This window comes from Streptomyces eurocidicus (genome assembly GCF_002891295.1).
GTDB classification, from domain to species: domain Bacteria; phylum Actinomycetota; class Actinomycetes; order Streptomycetales; family Streptomycetaceae; genus Streptomyces; species Streptomyces eurocidicus.
Genome location: NZ_LGUI01000003.1, coordinates 904342 through 923436 on the forward strand (window position 1 = coordinate 904342; position 19095 = coordinate 923436).

Annotated in this window: 19 protein-coding genes; 12 read left to right on the forward strand and 7 right to left on the reverse strand. The window is 72.5% G+C overall.

The features are described from left to right. Window positions 1-83: 83 nt before the first annotated feature. Window positions 84-1001 carry a helix-turn-helix domain-containing protein gene (locus AF335_RS13910; protein ID WP_102918618.1) on the forward strand — a complete coding sequence of 306 codons (918 nt, stop codon included), beginning with the start codon at window positions 84-86 and terminating at the stop codon, window positions 999-1001. Window positions 1002-1125: 124 nt separating this feature from the next. Here the strand turns inward: AF335_RS13910 and AF335_RS13915 are convergent, their stop codons facing one another. The 5 genes from AF335_RS13915 to AF335_RS13935 form a co-directional block, all read right to left on the reverse strand. Next, the gene (locus AF335_RS13915) at window positions 1126-1626 is read right to left on the reverse strand and encodes a peptidylprolyl isomerase (protein WP_102918619.1); all 501 of its coding nucleotides are present in this window, start codon (window positions 1624-1626) and stop codon (window positions 1126-1128) included. 98 nt (window positions 1627-1724) lie between these two features. After that, on the reverse strand, window positions 1725-2099 hold the full coding sequence (locus AF335_RS13920) for a hypothetical protein (RefSeq protein ID WP_102918620.1): 375 nt from the start codon (window positions 2097-2099) through the stop codon (window positions 1725-1727). Window positions 2100-2195: 96 nt separating this feature from the next. Beyond that, window positions 2196-2741, reverse strand: coding sequence for a hypothetical protein (locus tag AF335_RS13925; RefSeq protein WP_228772920.1), 546 nt, complete (start codon window positions 2739-2741; stop codon window positions 2196-2198). Beyond that, window positions 2738-3145 carry a pyridoxamine 5'-phosphate oxidase family protein gene (locus AF335_RS13930; protein WP_102918621.1) on the reverse strand — a complete coding sequence of 136 codons (408 nt, stop codon included), beginning with the start codon at window positions 3143-3145 and terminating at the stop codon, window positions 2738-2740. The genes AF335_RS13925 and AF335_RS13930 overlap by 4 nt, the downstream gene beginning before the upstream one ends. A 24-nt stretch (window positions 3146-3169) precedes the next feature. After that, a complete protein-coding gene (locus tag AF335_RS13935; protein ID WP_228772921.1) occupies window positions 3170-3763 on the reverse strand; it encodes a Uma2 family endonuclease in 594 nt (197 codons plus the stop codon). 268 nt (window positions 3764-4031) lie between these two features. On the opposite strand from AF335_RS13935, the gene clpB reads away from it, so the two are divergent. Then, the gene (gene clpB / locus AF335_RS13940; protein ID WP_102918622.1) at window positions 4032-6674 is read left to right on the forward strand and encodes an ATP-dependent chaperone ClpB; all 2643 of its coding nucleotides are present in this window, start codon (window positions 4032-4034) and stop codon (window positions 6672-6674) included. A 172-nt stretch (window positions 6675-6846) separates the two neighbouring features. Continuing rightward, window positions 6847-7383: a type III secretion system chaperone family protein gene (locus tag AF335_RS13945; protein WP_102918623.1), complete on the forward strand. Its 537-nt coding sequence runs from the start codon at window positions 6847-6849 to the stop codon at window positions 7381-7383. Window positions 7384-7427: 44 nt separating this feature from the next. Here AF335_RS13945 and AF335_RS13950 read toward each other — a convergent pair whose 3' ends face one another. Next, window positions 7428-8639, reverse strand: a complete 1212-nt coding sequence (locus AF335_RS13950; RefSeq protein ID WP_184743768.1) for a hypothetical protein — start codon at window positions 8637-8639, stop codon at window positions 7428-7430. A 395-nt stretch (window positions 8640-9034) separates the two neighbouring features. Here AF335_RS13950 and AF335_RS13960 point away from each other — a divergent pair, with 395 nt between their 5' ends. The 3 genes from AF335_RS13960 to AF335_RS13970 all read left to right on the forward strand — a co-directional run bounded on the left by AF335_RS13960 (window position 9035) and on the right by AF335_RS13970 (window position 12745). Further along, window positions 9035-10201 carry an aminotransferase class I/II-fold pyridoxal phosphate-dependent enzyme gene (locus tag AF335_RS13960; RefSeq protein WP_102918625.1) on the forward strand — a complete coding sequence of 389 codons (1167 nt, stop codon included), beginning with the start codon at window positions 9035-9037 and terminating at the stop codon, window positions 10199-10201. Window positions 10202-10539: 338 nt separating this feature from the next. Further along, window positions 10540-11058 (forward strand): DUF2617 family protein, encoded by a 519-nt coding sequence (locus AF335_RS13965; protein WP_102918626.1) that lies wholly within the window; start codon window positions 10540-10542, stop codon window positions 11056-11058. A gap of 94 nt (window positions 11059-11152) precedes the next feature. Next, complete coding sequence (locus tag AF335_RS13970; protein ID WP_102918627.1) at window positions 11153-12745, forward strand: polyamine aminopropyltransferase; 1593 nt, start codon at window positions 11153-11155, stop codon at window positions 12743-12745. 99 nt (window positions 12746-12844) lie between these two features. On the opposite strand, the gene AF335_RS13975 is transcribed toward AF335_RS13970, so the two are convergent. Beyond that, a complete protein-coding gene (locus AF335_RS13975; protein ID WP_102918628.1) occupies window positions 12845-13777 on the reverse strand; it encodes a helix-turn-helix domain-containing protein in 933 nt (310 codons plus the stop codon). Between the two features lie 145 nt (window positions 13778-13922). Here AF335_RS13975 and AF335_RS13980 point away from each other — a divergent pair, with 145 nt between their 5' ends. The 6 genes from AF335_RS13980 to fbaA all read left to right on the forward strand — a co-directional run bounded on the left by AF335_RS13980 (window position 13923) and on the right by fbaA (window position 18880). After that, window positions 13923-14546, forward strand: a complete 624-nt coding sequence (locus AF335_RS13980; RefSeq protein ID WP_102918629.1) for a DsbA family protein — start codon at window positions 13923-13925, stop codon at window positions 14544-14546. Window positions 14547-14606: 60 nt separating this feature from the next. Beyond that, complete coding sequence (locus AF335_RS13985; protein WP_102918630.1) at window positions 14607-15257, forward strand: NAD(P)-dependent oxidoreductase; 651 nt, start codon at window positions 14607-14609, stop codon at window positions 15255-15257. 169 nt (window positions 15258-15426) lie between these two features. Then, a complete protein-coding gene (locus tag AF335_RS13990) occupies window positions 15427-16254 on the forward strand; it encodes an SRPBCC domain-containing protein (RefSeq protein ID WP_102918631.1) in 828 nt (275 codons plus the stop codon). A 52-nt stretch (window positions 16255-16306) separates the two neighbouring features. Then, window positions 16307-17119, forward strand: coding sequence for an aldose epimerase family protein (locus tag AF335_RS13995; protein WP_170127683.1), 813 nt, complete (start codon window positions 16307-16309; stop codon window positions 17117-17119). A gap of 4 nt (window positions 17120-17123) precedes the next feature. Then, the gene (gene pyrE, locus AF335_RS14000) at window positions 17124-17669 is read left to right on the forward strand and encodes an orotate phosphoribosyltransferase (protein WP_184743771.1); all 546 of its coding nucleotides are present in this window, start codon (window positions 17124-17126) and stop codon (window positions 17667-17669) included. A gap of 188 nt (window positions 17670-17857) precedes the next feature. Next, complete coding sequence (gene fbaA, locus AF335_RS14005) at window positions 17858-18880, forward strand: class II fructose-bisphosphate aldolase (RefSeq protein WP_102918632.1); 1023 nt, start codon at window positions 17858-17860, stop codon at window positions 18878-18880. The last annotated feature ends 215 nt before the right edge of the window (window positions 18881-19095 follow it).

Below are 19095 nucleotides of genomic sequence, written 5' to 3' on the forward strand. Positions count from 1 at the left end.
GCTGCGGTCGCCGGGCGGCCGGCCGTGGGGGCCGCCCGCGCTCGTCGTTACGGTAGGAACTCCTGCTGGGGGAGGTTCAAGCCATGTCGGCGGAGAACGTGTGGAGCATCGGGGAACTGGCCGAGCGGGCCGGGGCCACGGTCAAGACCGTCCGGTTCTACTCGGACGCCGGTCTGCTGCCGGAGGGCGCCCGGAGTGCGGGCGGCCATCGGCGGTACGGGCCGGAGGCGCTGGAGCGGCTGCGGCTGATCCGGTCGTTGCGGGCGCTGGACCTGCCGGTGCCGGAGGTGGGGCGGGTGCTGGACCGGGAGGACGCGCTGGAGGCCGCCCTTGAGGGGCGGCTGCGCGAGGTCGGCTCGCGGCTGGCGGAGCTGCGGTGGCGGGAGGCGGCCCTGCGGCTGGTCAGGGACTGCGACCCGGAGGAGCGGGCGGAGCGGCTGCGGCTGGTGGGGGCGGTGGCGTCGCCGCCGAGTACGGATTCGCTGGTGCGCTTCTGGCGGCTCTGGCTGCCGCCGAGGCTTCCGGCGGCGGTGCTGGCCCGGTTCCTGGAGCAGGCGGTTCCGGAGCTGCCGGAGTCGCCGACACCGGAGCAGGTGCTGGCCTTCGCCCGGCTGCACGCGATGGTGACGGCCGTGTGCGAGGGCATGGAGGACTGTCAGCCCGTCGTGCACCGCCCGGGCACGGGCTACCGGCCCGCGGTGCTGTACGACGGGCTCGGCGAGGCGTTCGCGCTGGCGGCGCCGGAACTGACGCGGGGGCGGCCGCCGCGTGCGGGGGAGGCGCTGGACTGCTTCGTCACGGCGTACGCGGGTGCGCGCGGGACGCGTGACACGGCCGGCTTCCGGCACGTGCTCAGCCGGGAGCTCGCCGCGGATCCCCGGCTCGACCGCTACTGGCGGCTCGTCGCCGAACTGACGGGCCCGGCGGCCCCGACCCCGGGCGCGGCACACGACTGGCTCCGCGCGGCGCTGGACGAGCAGCTGGGCCCGCAAGCGGCCTGAGGGGGCCGGGAGACGGGAACGGCCGCTGGGCCGGAAAAGGGCGGCCGGCCCGTCCCGGGTGGGGACGGGCCGGCCGGTGCCGGCGGGGGCCGCTCGCCTCGCGGCGTGGCCCCGCCAGGGGTTCCTACTGCTCGACCACGCCGGACTTGGCGATGGTGATCTTGGCGCGGGTGGCGCCGGAGCCGGAGCCGAGGCCCTCGATCTTGGTGACCAGGTCCTGGCCCTCGACGACCTCGCCGAAGACGACGTGCTTGCCGTCCAGCCAGCCCGTGACGACGGTGGTGATGAAGAACTGCGAGCCGTTGGTGTTCTTGCCGGCGTTCGCCATCGAGAGCAGGAACGGGCGGTCGTGCTTGAGCTTGAAGTTCTCGTCCGCGAACTTCTCGCCGTAGATGCTCTTGCCACCGGTGCCGTTGCCGGCGGTGAAGTCGCCGCCCTGGAGCATGAAGTCCGGGATGACGCGGTGGAAGCTGGAGCCCTCGTAGCCGAAGCCGTGCTGGCCGGTGGCGAGCTCGCGGAAGTTCTTGGCCGTGTCGGGCACGACGTCGTCGAAGAGCTTGAAGGTGATGCGGCCGGCGGCCTGGCCGTCGATCGTGATGTCGAAGAAGACGTTGCTGTTACTCATGGGGCCCATCCTGACATTAGGGAGGGCGTGGTGCGTGCGGGGTGGGGGTCGGGTGTCGCGGGACGCTCCCCGGCCCGCTCTTCCCATGGCCGCCGCGGCTACGTCAGCCGGAGCCGGACCTCCAGCTCGTGCTCGCCCGGCACCGTCCCCCGGTCCTCCACGGAGAACGCCGCCGCCAGCTCCTGCCGCACCTTCCGCACGGGGTCGGCCGCGCCGAAGAGGTCGACGGAGACGCCGCCGGACAGCGGGACGGCCGTCGCCGTCGACGGGACGTGCCCGGTGCGGGTGTCGACGACCATGCACCAGACCATGGGGTGCTCCTCCCCGGCGGCCGCGGCCCGGACCTCGCTGCGGGCCTCCTCCGTCACATCCGGAAAGGCCGACTCCAGGGCGCGGAACACCGCGCCCGCGTCCTGGTGACCGCAGTCGGTCACATGGATGCTGACGTGGTCCGCACTCTCGGCACCGCTCATGACGTGGCTGCTCCCTCTGCCGTCGGGGACCGTCTGTCACCTCCGACGGTACGAGCCGGGGGCCGCCCCGGCACCAGTACGGGGGCCAACCGGGCCTCAGGTCACCAGGTCGAGCCCGGCCTCCAGGAGCATGCCCGGCGCCGAGCGCGCGCCCGTGCCGAACGCGGCGGCGAGGGCGTAGCCGAGGGCGGCGTCCACGGGCATGACCTTGGCGCGCCTCCGCCAGCGGGCGGGCTCCACGATCCCGCTGTGCCGAGCCGTGAGCCCGCCGAGCCGTGAGCCGTTCCGGGACAGCCGGCTATCCGCGTCGGACGACGGCACGAGGCGGTACCTGCCGTCGGCGGCCCGCACCGTGACCGCGTAGGACCGGCGGGTGATCCGGCCCCTGCCGAGGGCCAGCGGGACCTCGGCGCCGTCGACGGTCAGGGTGAGGGCGGCGGCGTCGCGGCTGCCGATGGGGACGTGCTCATGGGTGCGGCGGCCGGGGGCGCGGCGGAGCGTGACGTGCGGGATCGCGGGTCCCGAGACGTCCAGGAGCCCGCCGCCGGAGTCGAGCGAGACGGTGATCCGGCCGAAGACGGGGTCGTGGGCCAGGGAGGTGACGGGATCCACGGGGAGGTCGCTGCCCCAGCCGAGCGTCATGGAACGAGGCCCAGGGCCTTCGCCACGATGATCTCGACCAGTACGCGGTCGGGGTTGGGGGCGGGCATCCGGCCGTACCGCTCGGCGTAGCGGTTCACGGCGTCCGCGATGGCGTCCGCCTCGGTCCGCACGACGGCCACGCCCTCCAGGGTGGCCCACTTCCGCTCACCGACCTGGCAGACCGCGACCCGCGCGCCCTCCGGCCCTGCGGCCAGGATGTTGGCGACCTTACGGCTGGTCTTGTTGGTGATGACGCGGGCGATCCCGGTCTCGTGGTCGAACGTGACCCCGACGGGCACGAGGTGCGGGCTGCCGTCGGGACGGGTGGTGGTGAGCGTGCAGATGTGCCGCTCGCGCCAGAAGTCGACGTAGGCGGGGGAGAGTGCGCGCAGGTCGTGGGCCATGTGGGGAAGCGTAGCCGGGGTGGCTCAGAGGAAGTCGGCCGTCTCCAGATCGAAGGCGAAGGGCTCGGGGAGGGGCAGCGCCTTGCCGTAGGGGGTGGTGTGGATCTCTGTGTAATCCTGGCCCGAGGGCTCGCTGAAGAGCGTGACCGCCTCCTCCTCCCGATCCACGAGGAGGTAGAGCGGGATACCCGCGCGGGCGTAGCAGTGGCGCTTGGCGACGCGGTCACGGTTGGCCTTGCCACTGGTCACCTCGGCCACCAGGGCGACGCCCTCGCAGGGCATCCAGGAGGGTGCGCCGCGGAAGAGACGTAGCTCGCGCGGGGCGAAGGTGGCGTCCGGAACGCTGTAGCTCTTGGGGCAGAGACCGCCTTGGGGGAGCTTGAGGCCCTTGTTCCCGGAGCCGTCCATATCCGTCTTCGAATGGCGCAGCACCTGGCGGAAAACCGTGCTCAGGTAGTCCTCATGTTCTCCGTCGGGCGCCGGTGACACGAAAATCTCCCCCTCGATGAGCTCGGCCCGGCATCCCTCGGGGGGTTCCAGGGCGAGGAAGTACTCCAGGAGGGTCTCGTCCTGCGAAGGCGAAGACGAGGTCTTCGGCTCACATGTCATGACGGCCATGCTGCCCCCCTTGTGGTCGGAGAGCCAGCTTGGCCCCCGCCCGCCGCGGCGGGCGGGGGAACAGGAGGCGTTCACTCGTAGGAGTGTGCGGCGAACGGGAGCGCGGCCCCTTGGGGGCGCGTATCCCTTCGGCATCGGATTATGAAGATGCGCCCGGGCCGTCTGGCCATCCGAAGGTTGAGTGGAATAGGCTCAACTTATCGCACGTTGCTCACAGCAGGACACGCGCGTTGGACAGGACGCCGACACAGAGGAGGAGCGCACCGTGGTGGATGCCGAGCTGACGAACAAGAGCCGGGAGGCGCTGAGCGGGGCCGGTGAGCGGGCCGTGTCGGCGGGGCACGCCGACATGACGCCCGCGCATCTGCTGCTCGCCCTCCTCGGCGGCCAGGACAACGAGAACGTGATGGACCTGCTGGCCGCCGTGGAGGCCGATGCCGCCGTGCTGCGGTCGGGGGCCGAGCGGCTGCTCGCGGGGCTGCCCAGCGTGCAGGGCTCGACCGTCGCGCCGCCGCAGCCCAGCCGTGAGCTGCTGGCCGTCATCGCCGACGCCTCCCAGCGCGCCCGTGAGCTGGGCGACACCTACATTTCCACCGAGCACCTGCTCATCGGGCTCGCCGCCAAGGGCGGCCGGACCGGTGAGCTGCTGGATCAGCAGGGCGCGTCCGCCAAGAGGCTGCTCGACGCTTTCGAGACCGCGAGGGGCGGACAGCGAGTGACGACTCCGGATCCGGAGGGTACGTACAAGGCACTGGAGAAGTTCGGTACGGACTTCACTGCGGCCGCCCGCGAGGGCAAGCTCGACCCGGTCATCGGGCGGGACGCGGAGATCCGGCGCGTGGTGCAGGTCCTCTCGCGCCGCACCAAGAACAACCCGGTGCTCATCGGCGAGCCCGGCGTCGGCAAGACGGCCGTCGTCGAGGGCCTCGCGCAGCGGATAGTGAAGGGCGACGTCCCCGAGTCGCTGCGCAACAAGCGGCTCGTCTCGCTGGACCTCGGCGCGATGGTCGCGGGCGCGAAGTACCGCGGCGAGTTCGAGGAGCGGCTGAAGACCGTCCTGGCCGAGATCAAGGCCAGCGACGGCCAGATCATCACCTTCATCGACGAGCTGCACACGGTCGTCGGCGCCGGGGCGGGCGGTGACTCCGCCATGGACGCGGGCAACATGCTCAAGCCCATGCTGGCCCGCGGCGAGCTGCGGATGGTCGGCGCCACCACGCTGGACGAGTACCGCGAGCGGATCGAGAAGGACCCCGCGCTGGAGCGCCGCTTCCAGCAGGTGCTGGTCGCCGAGCCCTCCGTCGAGGACTCCATCGCGATCCTGCGCGGCCTCAAGGGGCGCTACGAGGCGCACCACAAGGTGCAGATCGCGGACTCCGCGCTGGTCGCCGCGGCCACCCTCTCCGACCGGTACATCACCTCCCGCTTCCTGCCCGACAAGGCCATCGACCTCGTGGACGAGGCCGCGTCCCGGCTGCGGATGGAGATCGACTCCAGCCCGGTGGAGATCGACGAGCTCCAGCGCGCCGTCGACCGCCTGAAGATGGAGGAGCTGGCGCTCTCCAAGGAGGTGGACGAGGCCAGCAAGCAGCGCCTGGAGAAGCTCCGCCGCGACCTCGCCGACAAGGAGGAGGAGCTGCGCGGCCTGACCGCCCGCTGGGAGAAGGAGAAGCAGTCCCTCAACCGGGTGGGCGAGCTCAAGGAGCGCCTGGACGAGCTGCGCGGCCAGGCCGAGCGCGCCCAGCGCGACGGCGACTTCGACACCGCCTCCAAGCTGCTCTACGGGGAGATCCCCGGCCTGGAGCGGGAGCTGGAGGAGGCCGCCAGGGCCGAGGCCGCGCAGGAGGCCGTGGCCGCCAAGGACCTCATGGTCAAGGAGGAGGTCGGCCCGGACGACATCGCCGACGTCGTCGCCGCCTGGACCGGCATCCCCGCCGGCCGCCTGCTGGAGGGCGAGACCCAGAAGCTGCTGCGCATGGAGGACGAGCTCGGCAAGCGGCTGATCGGCCAGGAGGAGGCCGTCCGCGCCGTCTCCGACGCCGTGCGCCGCTCCCGCGCGGGCATCGCCGACCCCGACCGGCCGACGGGGTCGTTCCTCTTCCTCGGCCCGACCGGCGTCGGCAAGACCGAGCTGGCCAAGGCCCTCGCGGACTTCCTCTTCGACGACGAGCGGGCCATGGTCCGCATCGACATGAGCGAGTACAGCGAGAAGCACTCCGTCGCCCGCCTGGTCGGCGCCCCGCCCGGCTACGTCGGCTATGAGGAGGGCGGCCAGCTCACCGAGGCCGTGCGCCGCCGCCCGTACACCGTCGTCCTGCTGGACGAGGTGGAGAAGGCCCACCACGAGGTCTTCGACATCCTGCTCCAGGTCCTCGACGACGGCCGGCTCACCGACGGCCAGGGCCGCACCGTCGACTTCCGCAACACCATCCTCATCCTCACCTCCAACCTCGGCTCCACCTATCTCGTGGACCCGCTGCTCAAGGAGGACGAGAAGAGGGCGAAGGTGCTGGAGACGGTCCGGGCCTCCTTCCGGCCCGAGTTCCTCAACCGCCTCGACGACGTGGTCGTCTTCCACCCGCTCGGCACCGGGCAGCTCCAGCGGATCGCCCGGATCCAGCTCGACCACCTCCAGCGCCGCCTGGCCGACCGCCGCCTCACCCTCGACGTCTCGGAGGCCGCGCTGGAGTGGCTGGCCACCCTCGGCCACGACCCGGAGACCGAGGGCGGCACCGCACCCGACCTCACCTACGGCGCCCGGCCGCTGCGCCGGCTCGTCCAGACCGCGATCGGCGACCGGCTGGCCCGGGCGATCCTGGCGGGCGAGGTCCGCGACGGCGACACGGTCCGCGTGGACCGGGCGCCGGAGCGGGGCGAGGGGCTGACGGTGACGCCCGTGACGGCCGGATAGCGGGCCGCTCCGCGACCGGACGCCAGGGGTGGGACGGGCCGGGGAAGGGCCCGTCCCGCCCCTGATGTCCGCGTGCTCCCGTTGCCGGAAGTTGATCTGGTTACGCCAGGGGTTGCGGGGCAGGGGCGGGTGTGGGGGAGGATGGCGGCAACCGTACGAAGGGAAATTCACGGTGAGCATCGACCCGTCCTCGATTCCGAACTTCGGGGGCCAGCCCGAACCGCAGGAGACGGGCCCGGCCGGCCCCGTCATCCCCGACCAGGACCTGGTCAAGCAGCTCCTTGAGCAGATGGAGCTGAAGTACGTCGTGGACGACGAGGGAGACCTCGCCGCACCGTGGGAGCAGTTCCGTACGTACTTCATGTTCCGCGGTGAGGAGGAGCAGCAGGTCTTCTCCGTGCGCACGTTCTACGACCGCCCGCACGGCATCGACGAGAAGCTGCGCCTCCTGGAGGTCATCGACGACTGGAACCGCCGCACCCTGTGGCCGAAGGTCTACACCCACACCAACGACGACGGCACCGTCCGCCTGATCGGCGAGGCGCAGATGCTGATCGGCGTCGGGGTCTCCCTGGAGCACTTCGTCTCCAGCACGGTCAGCTGGGTGCGCGCCTCGATCGAGTTCGACAAGTGGCTGATCGAGCAGCTCGGCCTGGAGGCCGACGCCGAGTCCGGCGACGACGAGAAGCCGGGCGACGACCAGGCGTAAGGCCGCACCGCGGGGCCGCTCCGCCGGGAGACCGGGGGCCGGTCTCACATCGGCATGCGGGCGACCGTCAGCAGGTACGTCCCGTAGAAGAACGAGAGCCCGGCCAGCGCGCCGACCGTCACGACGACGGTGCGCGGCCGGGCTCTGGCCATGGCCACGGCGGCCGGGAGCAGCAGCGGGAAGGCCGGCAGCAGGAAGCGCGGTTTGGACGCGAAGTAGCTGGAGCCGCCGACGGCGATCACGACGAGCACCAGCGCGTAGACGAACAGGACCGCGGGCGGCCGGTCGAGCAGCAGCAGGACGAGGCAGACCACGGCGACGGCGATGACGGCCATGGTCATGTAGTACGCCATGGAGTCCCGGCCGGTGATCAGGTGCCGGATGAAGCCCAGGGCGTTCACGCCGAAGTCGAAGCGCGAGCCCCACAGCCGCTGCACCTCGAAGTAGCCGAGGGGCCCGCCGCCGGAGCGGTACCCGGCCCAGACGACGTAGCCGGCCCAGCCCACCGGGGCGAGTGCCGCGCTCGCCCACACCCGCCAGTCGGTGCGCGAGCGCCGGTCCTGGCACAGGGTGAGGGCGGCCGCGCAGATCACCGCGGCGGCCACCGCGACCGCGTTGGGGCGGGAGAGCCCGGCGAGCAGCGCGAGCGCCCCGGCCCACACCGGGCGGCCGGTGACCACGGCGTAGAGCGCCCAGACGGCGAGGGCCGTCATCAGCGGTTCGGTGTACGCCATCGATTCCACGATCGCGTGCGGCAGCAGCCCCCACAACACCACGAGCAGCGTGCCCACCCGGCGGCAGTGCAGCAGCTCGCCGACCGCGTAGATGCCCCAGGCCGCCGCTCCGGCCGAGAGCCAGGCGACGAGCAGCCCGGCGGAGACGACGGTGAGCGGCAGGACGACCGTGACGGCGTGGACCAGTCCGGGGAAGAGCGGGAAGAACGCCAGGTCGTTGAAGACCACTCCACGGGTGGTGAGCGAGGGCAGGATCAGCCCGTAGCCGTGCCGGGCGATGCCCGCGTACCAGATGCCGTCCCAGGAGTGGCCGAGCAGCGTGCGCGGGTGGCGGCCGATCCACCACGCCCAGCCGGCCATCATCGCCATGCCGGTCAGCCGGGCGCCCGCGTAGAGCGCGAGCGCCGGCGCGGCCCGGCGCAGCGCGTCGCGCACCCGGTCGAGGCGGCGCTCATGGGCACCGCCCGCCGTGGGGCGCGGTTCCGGTGCCTCGCGGACGGGCACGGCGGTGTCGGCTGACACGGGGGCACCTCCGGTGCGGGCCCGGCCCGGCGCCGCGGGGCGGCGGGCCGGTCGTGGCCCGGGTACGGGCGGGGGCAGGGGCGGGTACGGACCGGGCGCCGGTCCCGGCACCCCGTGCGCGCGGATGACGGCGCCGATCTCGGCATACCGACCATGCGGCGCGCATCTCGCGCGCGCGACCCGGAACGCCCGTGCGCGGTGCGCTTTCCACCCGCTCGGCGGGCATCGCGGAGTGTCGGCGCCACCCGGCGCCCGGGGTGTGCTGCGCGCGTGGGTGTCCTGGTCCGCGCCCCCGGGGCCCGCCTATCGTGAGGCGATCCATGGGCTGAAACGAACATAGGCCGGACGGACATCGACTTACCGACTTGATTCACGAACGTGGAAAGCGGGATCGCATGAATTCGGAATGGAGCCCGGCGGCACGGGTACGGGGCATGGGCGCGTCGGTCTTCACGGAGATGACGGAGCTCGCCCGGGAGACCGGCGCCGTCAACCTCGGCCAGGGCGTGCCGGAGCTGGCCGCGCCGGAGAGCCTGCTGAAGGACGTCGCGGCGGCGGTCCTCGGGGGCGCCAACCAGTACCCGCCCGCCGTGGGCTTCCCGGCGCTGCGCGAGGCGGTCGCGGCCCACCAGGCCCGGCGGTACGGGCTGGAGTACGACCCGCGGGACGAGGTGCTGGTGACCACGGGCGCCACGGAGGCGATCGCGGCGGCGCTGCTGGCGCTGTGCGACCCCGGTGACGAAGTGCTCGCCTTCGACCCCTGCTACGACGCCTATCCGGCGGTCGCCAGGTTCGCGGGCGCCACCCTGGTGCCCGTGCCGCTGGCCCTGGACGGCGACGCGTTCGCCCTGGACGTGGCGGCGCTGCGGGCCGCGATCACCCCGCGCACCCGGGTGCTGGTGCTCAACACCCCGCACAACCCGACGGGGAAGGTCTTCACCGCGGCGGAGCTGGCGGCCGTCGCCGAGGTGTGCCGGGAGCACGGGCTGACGGTGGTGACGGACGAGGTGTACGAACACCTCGTCTACGACGGCCGGCACCGGTCGATCGCCGCGCTGCCGGGGATGCGGGAGCGGACGCTCACCCTCTCGTCCGCGGGCAAGACGTTCAACGTCACGGGCTGGAAGGTCGGCTGGGTGTGCGGCCCGGCAGAGCTGGTCGCGGCGGTCGGCGCGGCGAAGCAGTTCCTGACGTACGCCTCCGGCACGCCCTATCAGGAGGCGCTCGCGCGGATGCTGGGGGGAGTGGAGGCGTGGGCGGAGGAGCTCAGGAGCACCCTGCGGCGCAACCGCGACATCCTGAGCGAGGGGCTCACGCGTGCGGGGCTGCGCCCCTTCCGCGCGGAGGCGGGCTATTTCGTCCAGGCCGACGTCCGCGCGTGGGGTTACCCGGACGGCGTGCGATTCTGCCGTGAACTCCCGCTGCGCGCCGGGGTGGTGGCCATTCCCACGTCCGCCTTCTATCTGCGCCCCGACGCGCCCTCCTCTCTCGTGCGTTTCTCGTTCTGCAAGCGTGAAGAATCCGTGCGCACGGCGGTGGAGAAGCTGATTCAGGCTATTTGATCAGGAGATTTGCAGCTGGCCCATGCTTGATCGCATATGCGTCCGGCGGGTTGTGGACCGCCCGCCGGTCACATTGATTCTGAACAGTTGAACTGTTCGGCCCTCGCGTGGATGGAAAGCACGATGAGATGGGTAAAAACGCTGTGGGCGCCGGTCAATTCATGATTCCCTCTCATTCAGAGACACGTTTCAGAGACGACTCCTCTCGGAATCCTCGGAATCACTGTCCTCGGATCCCACGGAACCCCCCTCTGTGGGCATGAGCCGGCGCACTCGAAGACCCTGGTCCTCCTCGGCGGGCCGGCCCACCCTCCCCTGCGTGCTTGCGGAGCCGACCCATGCTCACCACCCTCAAGACCACCTACACCGATACCCGTGCCGCCGATCTCGCCTGGTGTCTGGGGAAGGACCCCCTCCCAGCGCTGGCCGTCCTCGATCTGCGGCTCGCCGACTCCCTCGTCCAGCTGCGCCTGCTCGGCGCCTCCCACCAGGTCCTCCTCGAAGAGGGCGACGGCGTCTGCTCGGAGACCGTGGCCTGTCTGCCCGGCAGCGCCACCCCGCTGCCGCTGGGCGTGGCCAAACGCGTCGGGGCCTGGGAGTACGAGTTCGCCGCACGGATAGAAACGCTCTCGCGCGGCTCCTTCGCGGGCCGGGCGCAGGAGTTGCTCGCCCTTGTCGCCGAACACCCGTACGGCCTGGCGGGAACCTTCCCGGGCAGCCCGCACGCCTTCACCGCGCTGCTCGCCCAGCGCTGCGAGGGCCAGGTCAGCTGGCGCACCTGGCACGCCTATCCGCAGGAGGGGCGCCTGGTCGCCACCCGCACGCGGGTGGGCGCACGCGCGGCTGCTCCCCTCTAGGGCTCGCTCCGTGCTCCCGGACGGTCATGGAACACCTGTAATAAACCCTTGTGGGTGACAAAAGGTTGTCGGATCGTGACGTAGCGTTCCCGGCATGATCTACCGCCCGGTACCGGCGCGGCTGCCCGTACCGGCCGGGCTCGGCCGCCTCGTGGTCCTGACCACCGTCTTCGTCTGCGCCGCCTGCGGGTTGGTGTACGAGCTGGAGCTGGTCGCCCTGGCCTCGTACCTCATCGGCGACTCCGTCACCCAGGCGTCCGTCGTGCTCTCGGTGATGGTCTTCGCGATGGGCATCGGCTCGCTGCTCGCCAAGCGCTTACGGAGCCGCGCCGCCCTGGGGTTCGCCGCGGTCGAGGCCGCGCTCGCGCTGGTCGGCGGCCTCTCGGCGATGGCGCTCTACGCCTGCTTCGCCTGGTTCGGCCAGGCGCGCCTGGCCCTGGTGGGCTTCTCGCTGGCCATCGGGGTGCTGATCGGCGCCGAGGTGCCCCTGCTGATGACGCTCATCCAGCGCATCCGGCGGCAGGACGCGGGCGGCGCCGTCGCCGACCTCTTCGCCGCGGACTACGTCGGCGCCCTCGTCGGCGGGCTCGCCTTCCCGTTCCTCCTGCTGCCCGTGCTGGGGCAGTTGACGGGCGCGCTGCTCACCGGCGGGGTCAACGCCGTCGCGGGCGGCGCCCTGGTGCTCTGGCTCTTCCGCGGCGATCTGAGCGTCCGGGCCCGCTGGGCGCTCCTCGTGGCCAACGGCCTGGTGCTGGCCGTCCTGGCCGTCGGCTCGGCCCTCACCGTCCCCTTCGAACGGGCCGCGCGCCACGCCGTCTACGGCGGGGACGTGCGGGTGGCCGTGCAGTCGGGCGTGCAGGAGGTCGTGCTCACGGGCGGCGGCCGCACCGGCCGTCCCCTCTCCCTCTTCCTGGACGGCAGGCTGAAGGTCTGCGGGGAGGACGAATTCCGTTACCACGAGGCCCTGGTGCACCCCGCGATGTCCGGCCCGCACCGCCGGGTGCTGGTCCTCGGCGGCGGCGACGGCCTCGCCGTCCGCGAACTCCTGCGCTACGGCGACGTAGAGCGGGTCACGGTCGTCGAAGTCGACCCCGCCGTCCTGCGGTTGGCGCGCACCGACCCCGACCTCGTCGCGCTCAACCGCGCCGCCTACCGCGATCCCCGCGTGCGCGTCGTGACCGCCGACGCCTTCGAGTGGCTGCGCGCCCTGCCCGCCGGCGCGCCCCCGTACGACGTGGTGGTCTCCGACCTCCCCGACCCCGGCATCACACCCAGCACCAAGCTGTACTCCCAGGAGTTCTACGGCCTGGTGGAGCGCCGGCTGGCCCCCGGCGGTCGGCTCGCCATCCACGCCGGCACGGTCGACGTCCGCCCGCAGGTCTTCTGGACGGTCGACGCCACGGTCCGCTCCCTGGGCCTGACCAGCCGGCCGTACCGGGTGAGCGGCAGGGGCTTCAGCACGGGCCCGGACCGCACGTCCCGGCGGTCCGGGGCGCACGGCGGTGGCGCGGGCTGGAGCTTTCTGCTGGTGTCCCGCGAGTCGCTGTGGCTGCGGCTGCCGCCGGTGCGGCCGTACCTCCAGTCGCTGTCGCCGAGGGGGCTGACCGAGGCGTGGCGGGCGGCCGAGCGGGGCCGGGAGCCGGGCATGCTGCCGTCGACGCTGATGCACCCGCGGTACGCGGACTGAGCGGGTGGGCGGAGCAGGTGGGTGGAGCAGGTGGGCGGGGCGGGCCGGGTCGCGCGGGCGGCTCACCCGGGCCGGGCGGGCCGGGGCACGGGAGCCGGTTCACCCGGGCCCGGGCGCGTCCTTAGGGCCCGGCCCGTCGCCCTGCCGCAGGGCCGTGCGGAAGGCGCCCGGGGAGCGGCCCTCGCGGTGGTGGAAGAACTTGGAGAAGTTCGCCGGGTCGTCGAAGCCCACCCGGCCGGCGATCCGGGCCGCCGGCAGATCGCTGTGCGCGAGCAGCCGCTTGGCCTCCAGCATCACCCGCCGGTCGATGAACTCCTTGGCGCCGACCCCGGCCGCGCACAGCGTGGCGCGCGCGAGGGTGCGGGTGGAGTAGCCGAGGGCACGGGCGTAGTCGGCGACCCGGTGCCGCGTGGCGAAGTCGCGCTCGACGGCCGCCCGGAAGCGTACGAAGGTGTCGCCCGGGGCGGGGACGCTGCTGCCGGCGTGGGCCGAGAGGTGGGCCAGCCGCAGCACCAGTGCGGACAGCAGGTGCCGCAGGACCTCGGTGTGCACATCGGCGGGCAGCCCGCCGCCGGTGCGGAAGTCCGACTCCAGATGGCCCACCGCGCAGAAGACCGCCTCGCGGTCCGGGCCGACCGGCTGCCACAGCACGGGCCGGAAGGGGTCGTCCGCGACCGCCGCCACGGCCGTGCCGGACGGCAGGAAGCCGGGCTGCACGAGGACGACGACGCCCTCCGGCTCCGACCCCGGCCGCCCCTCGCCGAACTGCTGCACCTGCCCGGGGCGGACCCACAGCACCGAGCCCGCCTCCAGCCAGTGGCCGGTGAAGTCCACGGTGTGCCCCGCGGCGCCCGACCGGACGGCGATGATCTGGTGGAAGTCCAGCCGCTGCGGTCTGGCCAGCAGCCCCTCCGGGGCGCGGCGGCGCAGCTCGGCGAGCGTCATCACCTCGACCCCCGCGGGGGTGCCGGGCGGTGCCTTGTAGGCGAGCTCGACGATCTCTTCATGTCGCTCGTGTCGCTTTTTCACCATGAGAAGACCCGAGCTTACCTGGCTGGGGCCAGAAACCGCGCTTAGCTTGGTCATAACGCACAACAAAGAGTGAACGCGCAACAAAGAGTGTGCGGGGCCCGCGAGGGCCCACCCCCCCCCAGTCGGACGGAACCCAGGGAAAGACATGGCACAGCACCGGCTCACCTACGCATTCGACGCCTACTGCGGCTGGTGCTACGGCTTCGGACCCGCGATCCGGGAGTTCGCCGCCGCGAACGCCGACCGCATCGAGCTCACCGTCCTCAGCGGCGGGCTCTTCACCGGCCCGCGGGCACAGCCCGTCGGCGCGTACCCCTTCATCCCACAGGCGGACGCCCGGATCGGCGAGCTGACCGGCGCGGTCTTCGGCGAGGGCTACGCGAAGGCGTTCGCCGACGGCACGGCCGTGCTCGACTCGGCCGACGCCGCGACGGCCCTCGTCGCCCTGCGGGCGCAGGCACCCGAGCGGACACTGGAGTTCGCGGGCGCGCTGCAGCGTGCCTGGTACGTCGACGGGCGCCCGCTCTCCGACCCGGCCACGCTCTACGCGGTCGCCGGAGCGGCGGGCGGTGTGGACGCCGACGCGGTGGTCGCCGCCTACGCCGACCCCGCCACCCGCCGGACGGCGGAGGCGGAGTTCCGCGAGGCCCGCCGGCTCGGCGTCGACAGCTTCCCCACCTTGCTGCTGCACACGCCCGGCGGGGTCCGGCGGCTCGGCGGGCCGATGTCCGACGCGCGGACGCTGACCCGCGCCCTCGACCAGCACTGACCTTCCCTCACCCCCAGCCTTTCCCCCCCCACACCCCCTTCTCTCCCTAAGGAGCCCCCCATGGCGAAGATCGCTCTCTTCGGTGCCAACGGCACGATCGGCAGCCGCGTGCTGCGCGAGGCGCTGGACCGCGGCCACCAGGTCACGGCCGTCGTCCGCGACCCCGCCAAGGTCACCGAGACCCACCCCGATCTGACCGTCACCAAGGGCGACGTCCTCGACCCGGCGTCGGTGACCGCGGCCGCCCAGGGCCAGGACGTCGTCATCAGCGCCGTCGGCGGCGGCGACGGCCCCGGTCACCTCGCGACCATCGAGCCGGCCGCGAAGTCCCTGGTCGCCGGTGTGCGCGCGGTCGGCGCCGACGCCCCCCGGCTGATCGCGGTCGGTGGCGCGGGCTCGCTCCGCACCCCCGACGGCAAGCAGGTCTGGGACGCCGAGGGCCTCCCCGAGTTCCTCCTCCAGATCATGCACGCGCACGGTGACGCGCTGGACTTCTACCGCACCGTCACCGATGTCCGCTGGACCAACGTCAGCCCCGCCGGGCTGATCGAGCCGGGCGAGCGCACGGGCGCGTACCGCACCGGTCTGGAGGACCTGGTGACCGACGAGAACGGCAAGAGCTGCATCTCCACCGAGGACTACGCCGTGGCCCTGATCGACGAGGTCGAGAAGGCGCAGCACGTCGGCGAGCGCTTCACCGTCGCGTACTGATCCCCGTACGCCCCGGGAGCGGCGCCGGTGGCACCCTCCCGGGGCCGCTCCTCCCGGTACCGACACGCTCGGGTTCCATACGCCCACCCGACCCCGACCGGCCGAAGGCCGGCGGAAAGTTCGACCGGAGAGGCAAGGGTCCGGGGCCTGATGGGTAGGCTCGTTTGTCATGGAGCATGAGGTGTTCGTTCCGTTTCCCGTCGACTCCGTCCGGCGGGTTCTCGCCGACCCCGCGCGCGTCGTGCGCTGCGTCCCCGGCCTCCAACAGGACGTCGCGGACGCCTCCGGCGCGCTCGTGGCCGGGCGGCTACGGCTGCGCATAGGCGGCTCGACCATCACCTACCGCGGTTCGCTGCACCTGACCGAGCGCGACGGCGGGTACGACCTGTCGGGCGAGGGCACCGAGGTGCGCGGCTCCGGCACGGTGACGCTCACGCTCCGGGGTCTGCTGGAGCACGTCGAGGGCGGCACCCGGCTGGTCTGCGCGGCCACGGTCGGCAGCGGCGGCCGGCTCGCCGAGTTCGACGGGAAGACCGCGGAGGCCACGGCCCGCCGGCTGCTGGACCGCTTCGCCGCCGCGCTGGCGGAGGAGTTGCGCGAGGACGCCGAGGAGGAGGCGGGCGACGGCCCGCGCCTGGAGGGCGGCAGCGTCTTCGACACGGAGGTCCCGGCGCCGTCCCTCGACCCGTCGGCCGATGACGACCTCGACGCCGACGACGACCTCGACGACGAGGACGACGACACGGCCGACGGTGCCGAGGACGACGACGAGGACGACGAGACGCCCGCCGCGGAGGCGGCCCACGCCCGCCGCACGATGATCGGCCGTAGCGCCGAGGAGGTCGACCACGCCCCGCCGAGGGGCCGTTACGCCCCGGTGCCGGCCCCCGAGGCGGCCTCCGCCACGGCGGCGGCCCTGCGCTGGGCGGCGCCCGCCGCGGCGGTGGCCCTGGCCTCCGCGGTCGTGGTGGGCCGCGTGCTGCGCCGCAGGCGTTAGCGGTTCGGGGTCCGGGCCGCCCGGGTCCGCCTCAGCCCGTAATGTCGGACCCGTGACCAACGACGTACGCACAGACGACAGCACCGTGCAGCTGACCGCAGGCGGTGCCGAGCTGACGCTCGATCCGCGCAACGGCTGCCGGATCACAAGTCTCCGGATCGACGGTACGGAACTCCTCCGGCAGGGTGCCAAATACGGCGCCTTCCCCATGGTCCCCTGGTGCGGGCGGATCGAGCTCGGACAGTTCCGCAACGGCGGCGAGCGTCATCAGATGCCCGTCAACTCCGGCCCGCACGCGATCCACGGCACCGGCAGGGACACCGCCTGGCACACCGCCCGGGTGGCGGAGTCCTCGGCCGCCTTCTTCTACGACCTGGCCGCCCCCTGGCCGTACCCCGGCCGCGTCACCCAGCTGGCGGAGCTGACGCCGGACTCCCTCACGCTCACCATGGGCGTCGAGACCTATGCCGACTCCTTCCCGGCGCAGGCCGGCTGGCACCCCTGGTTCCTGCGCAACCTCGGCACCGGCAAGGACGTCGAGCTCGGCTTCGAGGCCGGGTGGCAGGAGGAGCGCGGCGACGACCACCTGCCGACGGGCCGCCGCATCGACCCCCGCCCCGGCCCCTGGGACGACTGCTTCGGGATGCCCGACGGCGTGGACGTCACGCTCACCTGGCCCGGTGCCCTGGAGCTGAAGGTCGCCGGCCGCAGCGAGTGGGTCGTGATCTACGACGAGCAGGCCGAGGCCGTCTGCGTCGAGCCGCAGTCCGGGCCGCCGAACGGGCTCAACACCCTGCCGCGCCTGGTGACGCCCATCGATCCGCTGGAGATCTCCACGACGTGGACCTGGCGGAGCCTGGCCTAAGCTCATGCCCATGAGCGATGCGCGTGACGCCCTGCTGCAGCAGATCAAGGACAAGGCCGTGGTGCACGGCAAGGTGACCCTCTCCTCCGGCAAGGAGGCCGACTACTACATCGACCTGCGCCGGATCACCCTGGACGCCGAGGCGGCGCCGCTGGTCGGCCAGGTGATGCTGGACGCCACCGCCGACCTGGAGTACGACGCGGTGGGCGGGCTCACCCTGGGCGCCGACCCGGTCGCCACCTCGATGCTGCACGCCGCCGCCGCGCGCGGCCGCAAGCTGGACGCCTTCGTCGTGCGCAAGGCGCAGAAGGCGCACGGCATGCAGCGCCGTATCGAGGGCCCGGACGTCAAGGGCCGCCGCGTCCTGGTGGTCGAGGACACCTCGACCACCGGTGGCTCCCCGCTGACGGCCGTCGAGGCCGCCCGCGAGGCCGGTGCCGAGGTCGTGGCCGTGGCGACGATCGTCGACCGCGGTGCCGCCTCCGCCATCGAAGAGGCCGGTCTGCGCTATGTGACGGGCTACTCCCTCGGTGACCTCGACCTGGGCTGACCTGCGGTTTCAGTAAAAGCGACGCCGGAGGGCGCGTGGTTTCACGTGAAACCACGCGCCCTCCGGCGTATCCGGCGGTAGCACCATGTGGAGCAATTCGGGGAGTCTGGGAAGATGGGGGCGACGATGAACGTCGCCCCCTAGGTCAGGGCCCCCTCGCCCACCCGCACATCACAAGGAGCGGACAGATGCCCATCGCAACCCCCGAGGTCTACAACGAGATGCTCGACCGGGCGAAGGCAGGCAAGTTCGCCTACCCGGCCATCAATGTGACCTCGACGCAGACTCTGCACGCCGCGCTGCGCGGCTTCGCCGAGGCGGAGAGCGACGGCATCATCCAGATCTCCACCGGTGGCGCGGAGTTCCTCGGTGGCCAGTACAGCAAGGACATGGTCTCCGGCGCCGTCGCGCTGGCCGAGTTCGCGCACATCGTCGCCAAGAAGTACCCGGTGAACATCGCGCTGCACACCGACCACTGCCCGAAGGACAAGCTCGACAGCTACGTCCGTCCGCTGCTGGCCATCTCGCAGGAGCGCGTCGCCGCCGGTCAGAACCCGCTCTTCCAGTCCCACATGTGGGACGGCTCCGCCGAGAAGCTCGACGAGAACCTCGCCATCGCGAAGGAGCTCCTCGCCGAGGCCGTGAAGGCGAAGATCATCCTTGAGGTCGAGATCACCCCGACCGGTGGCGAGGAGGACGGCGTCACCCACGAGATCAACGACAGCCTCTACACCACCGTCGCCGACGTGGAGCGCACCGCCGAGGCCCTGGGCCTGGGCGAGAAGGGCCGCTACCTGCTGGCCGCCTCCTTCGGCAACGTCCACGGCGTCTACAAGCCGGGCAACGTCGTCCTCCGCCCCGAGCTGCTCCGTGACCTCCAGGACGGCATCGCCGCCAAGCACGGCAAGGCCGACCCGTTCGACTTCGTCTTCCACGGCGGCTCCGGCTCCACGGAGGAGGAGATCCGCACCGCGCTGGAGAACGGCGTCGTGAAGATGAACCTCGACACCGACACCCAGTACGCCTTCACGCGTCCGGTCGCGGCCCACATGTTCAAGAACTACGACGGCGTCCTGAAGGTCGACGGCGAGGTCGGCGACAAGAAGACCTACGACCCGCGCACCTGGGGCAAGCTGGCCGAGGGCAGCATGGCCGCGCGCGTCACCAAGGCGTGCGCCGACCTGCGCTCCACGGGCACCAAGATGAAGTAGCCCTCCTGGACGGCCGCCCGGCGGCTGTCCATGGGCTTTGACGAGGGGCCCGGCCACGGCGGCCGGGCCCTTTCGTATAAACGCGCGGGGTGGACGCCCAGCCCCCGCGCGGGGCCGGACGCGCACCGTCTCCACGGACCTTCCGCAGGGCGTTCCGGCGCACCGTCTCCACGGACCTTCCGCAGGGCGTCCCGGCGTACCCTCTCCACGGACCC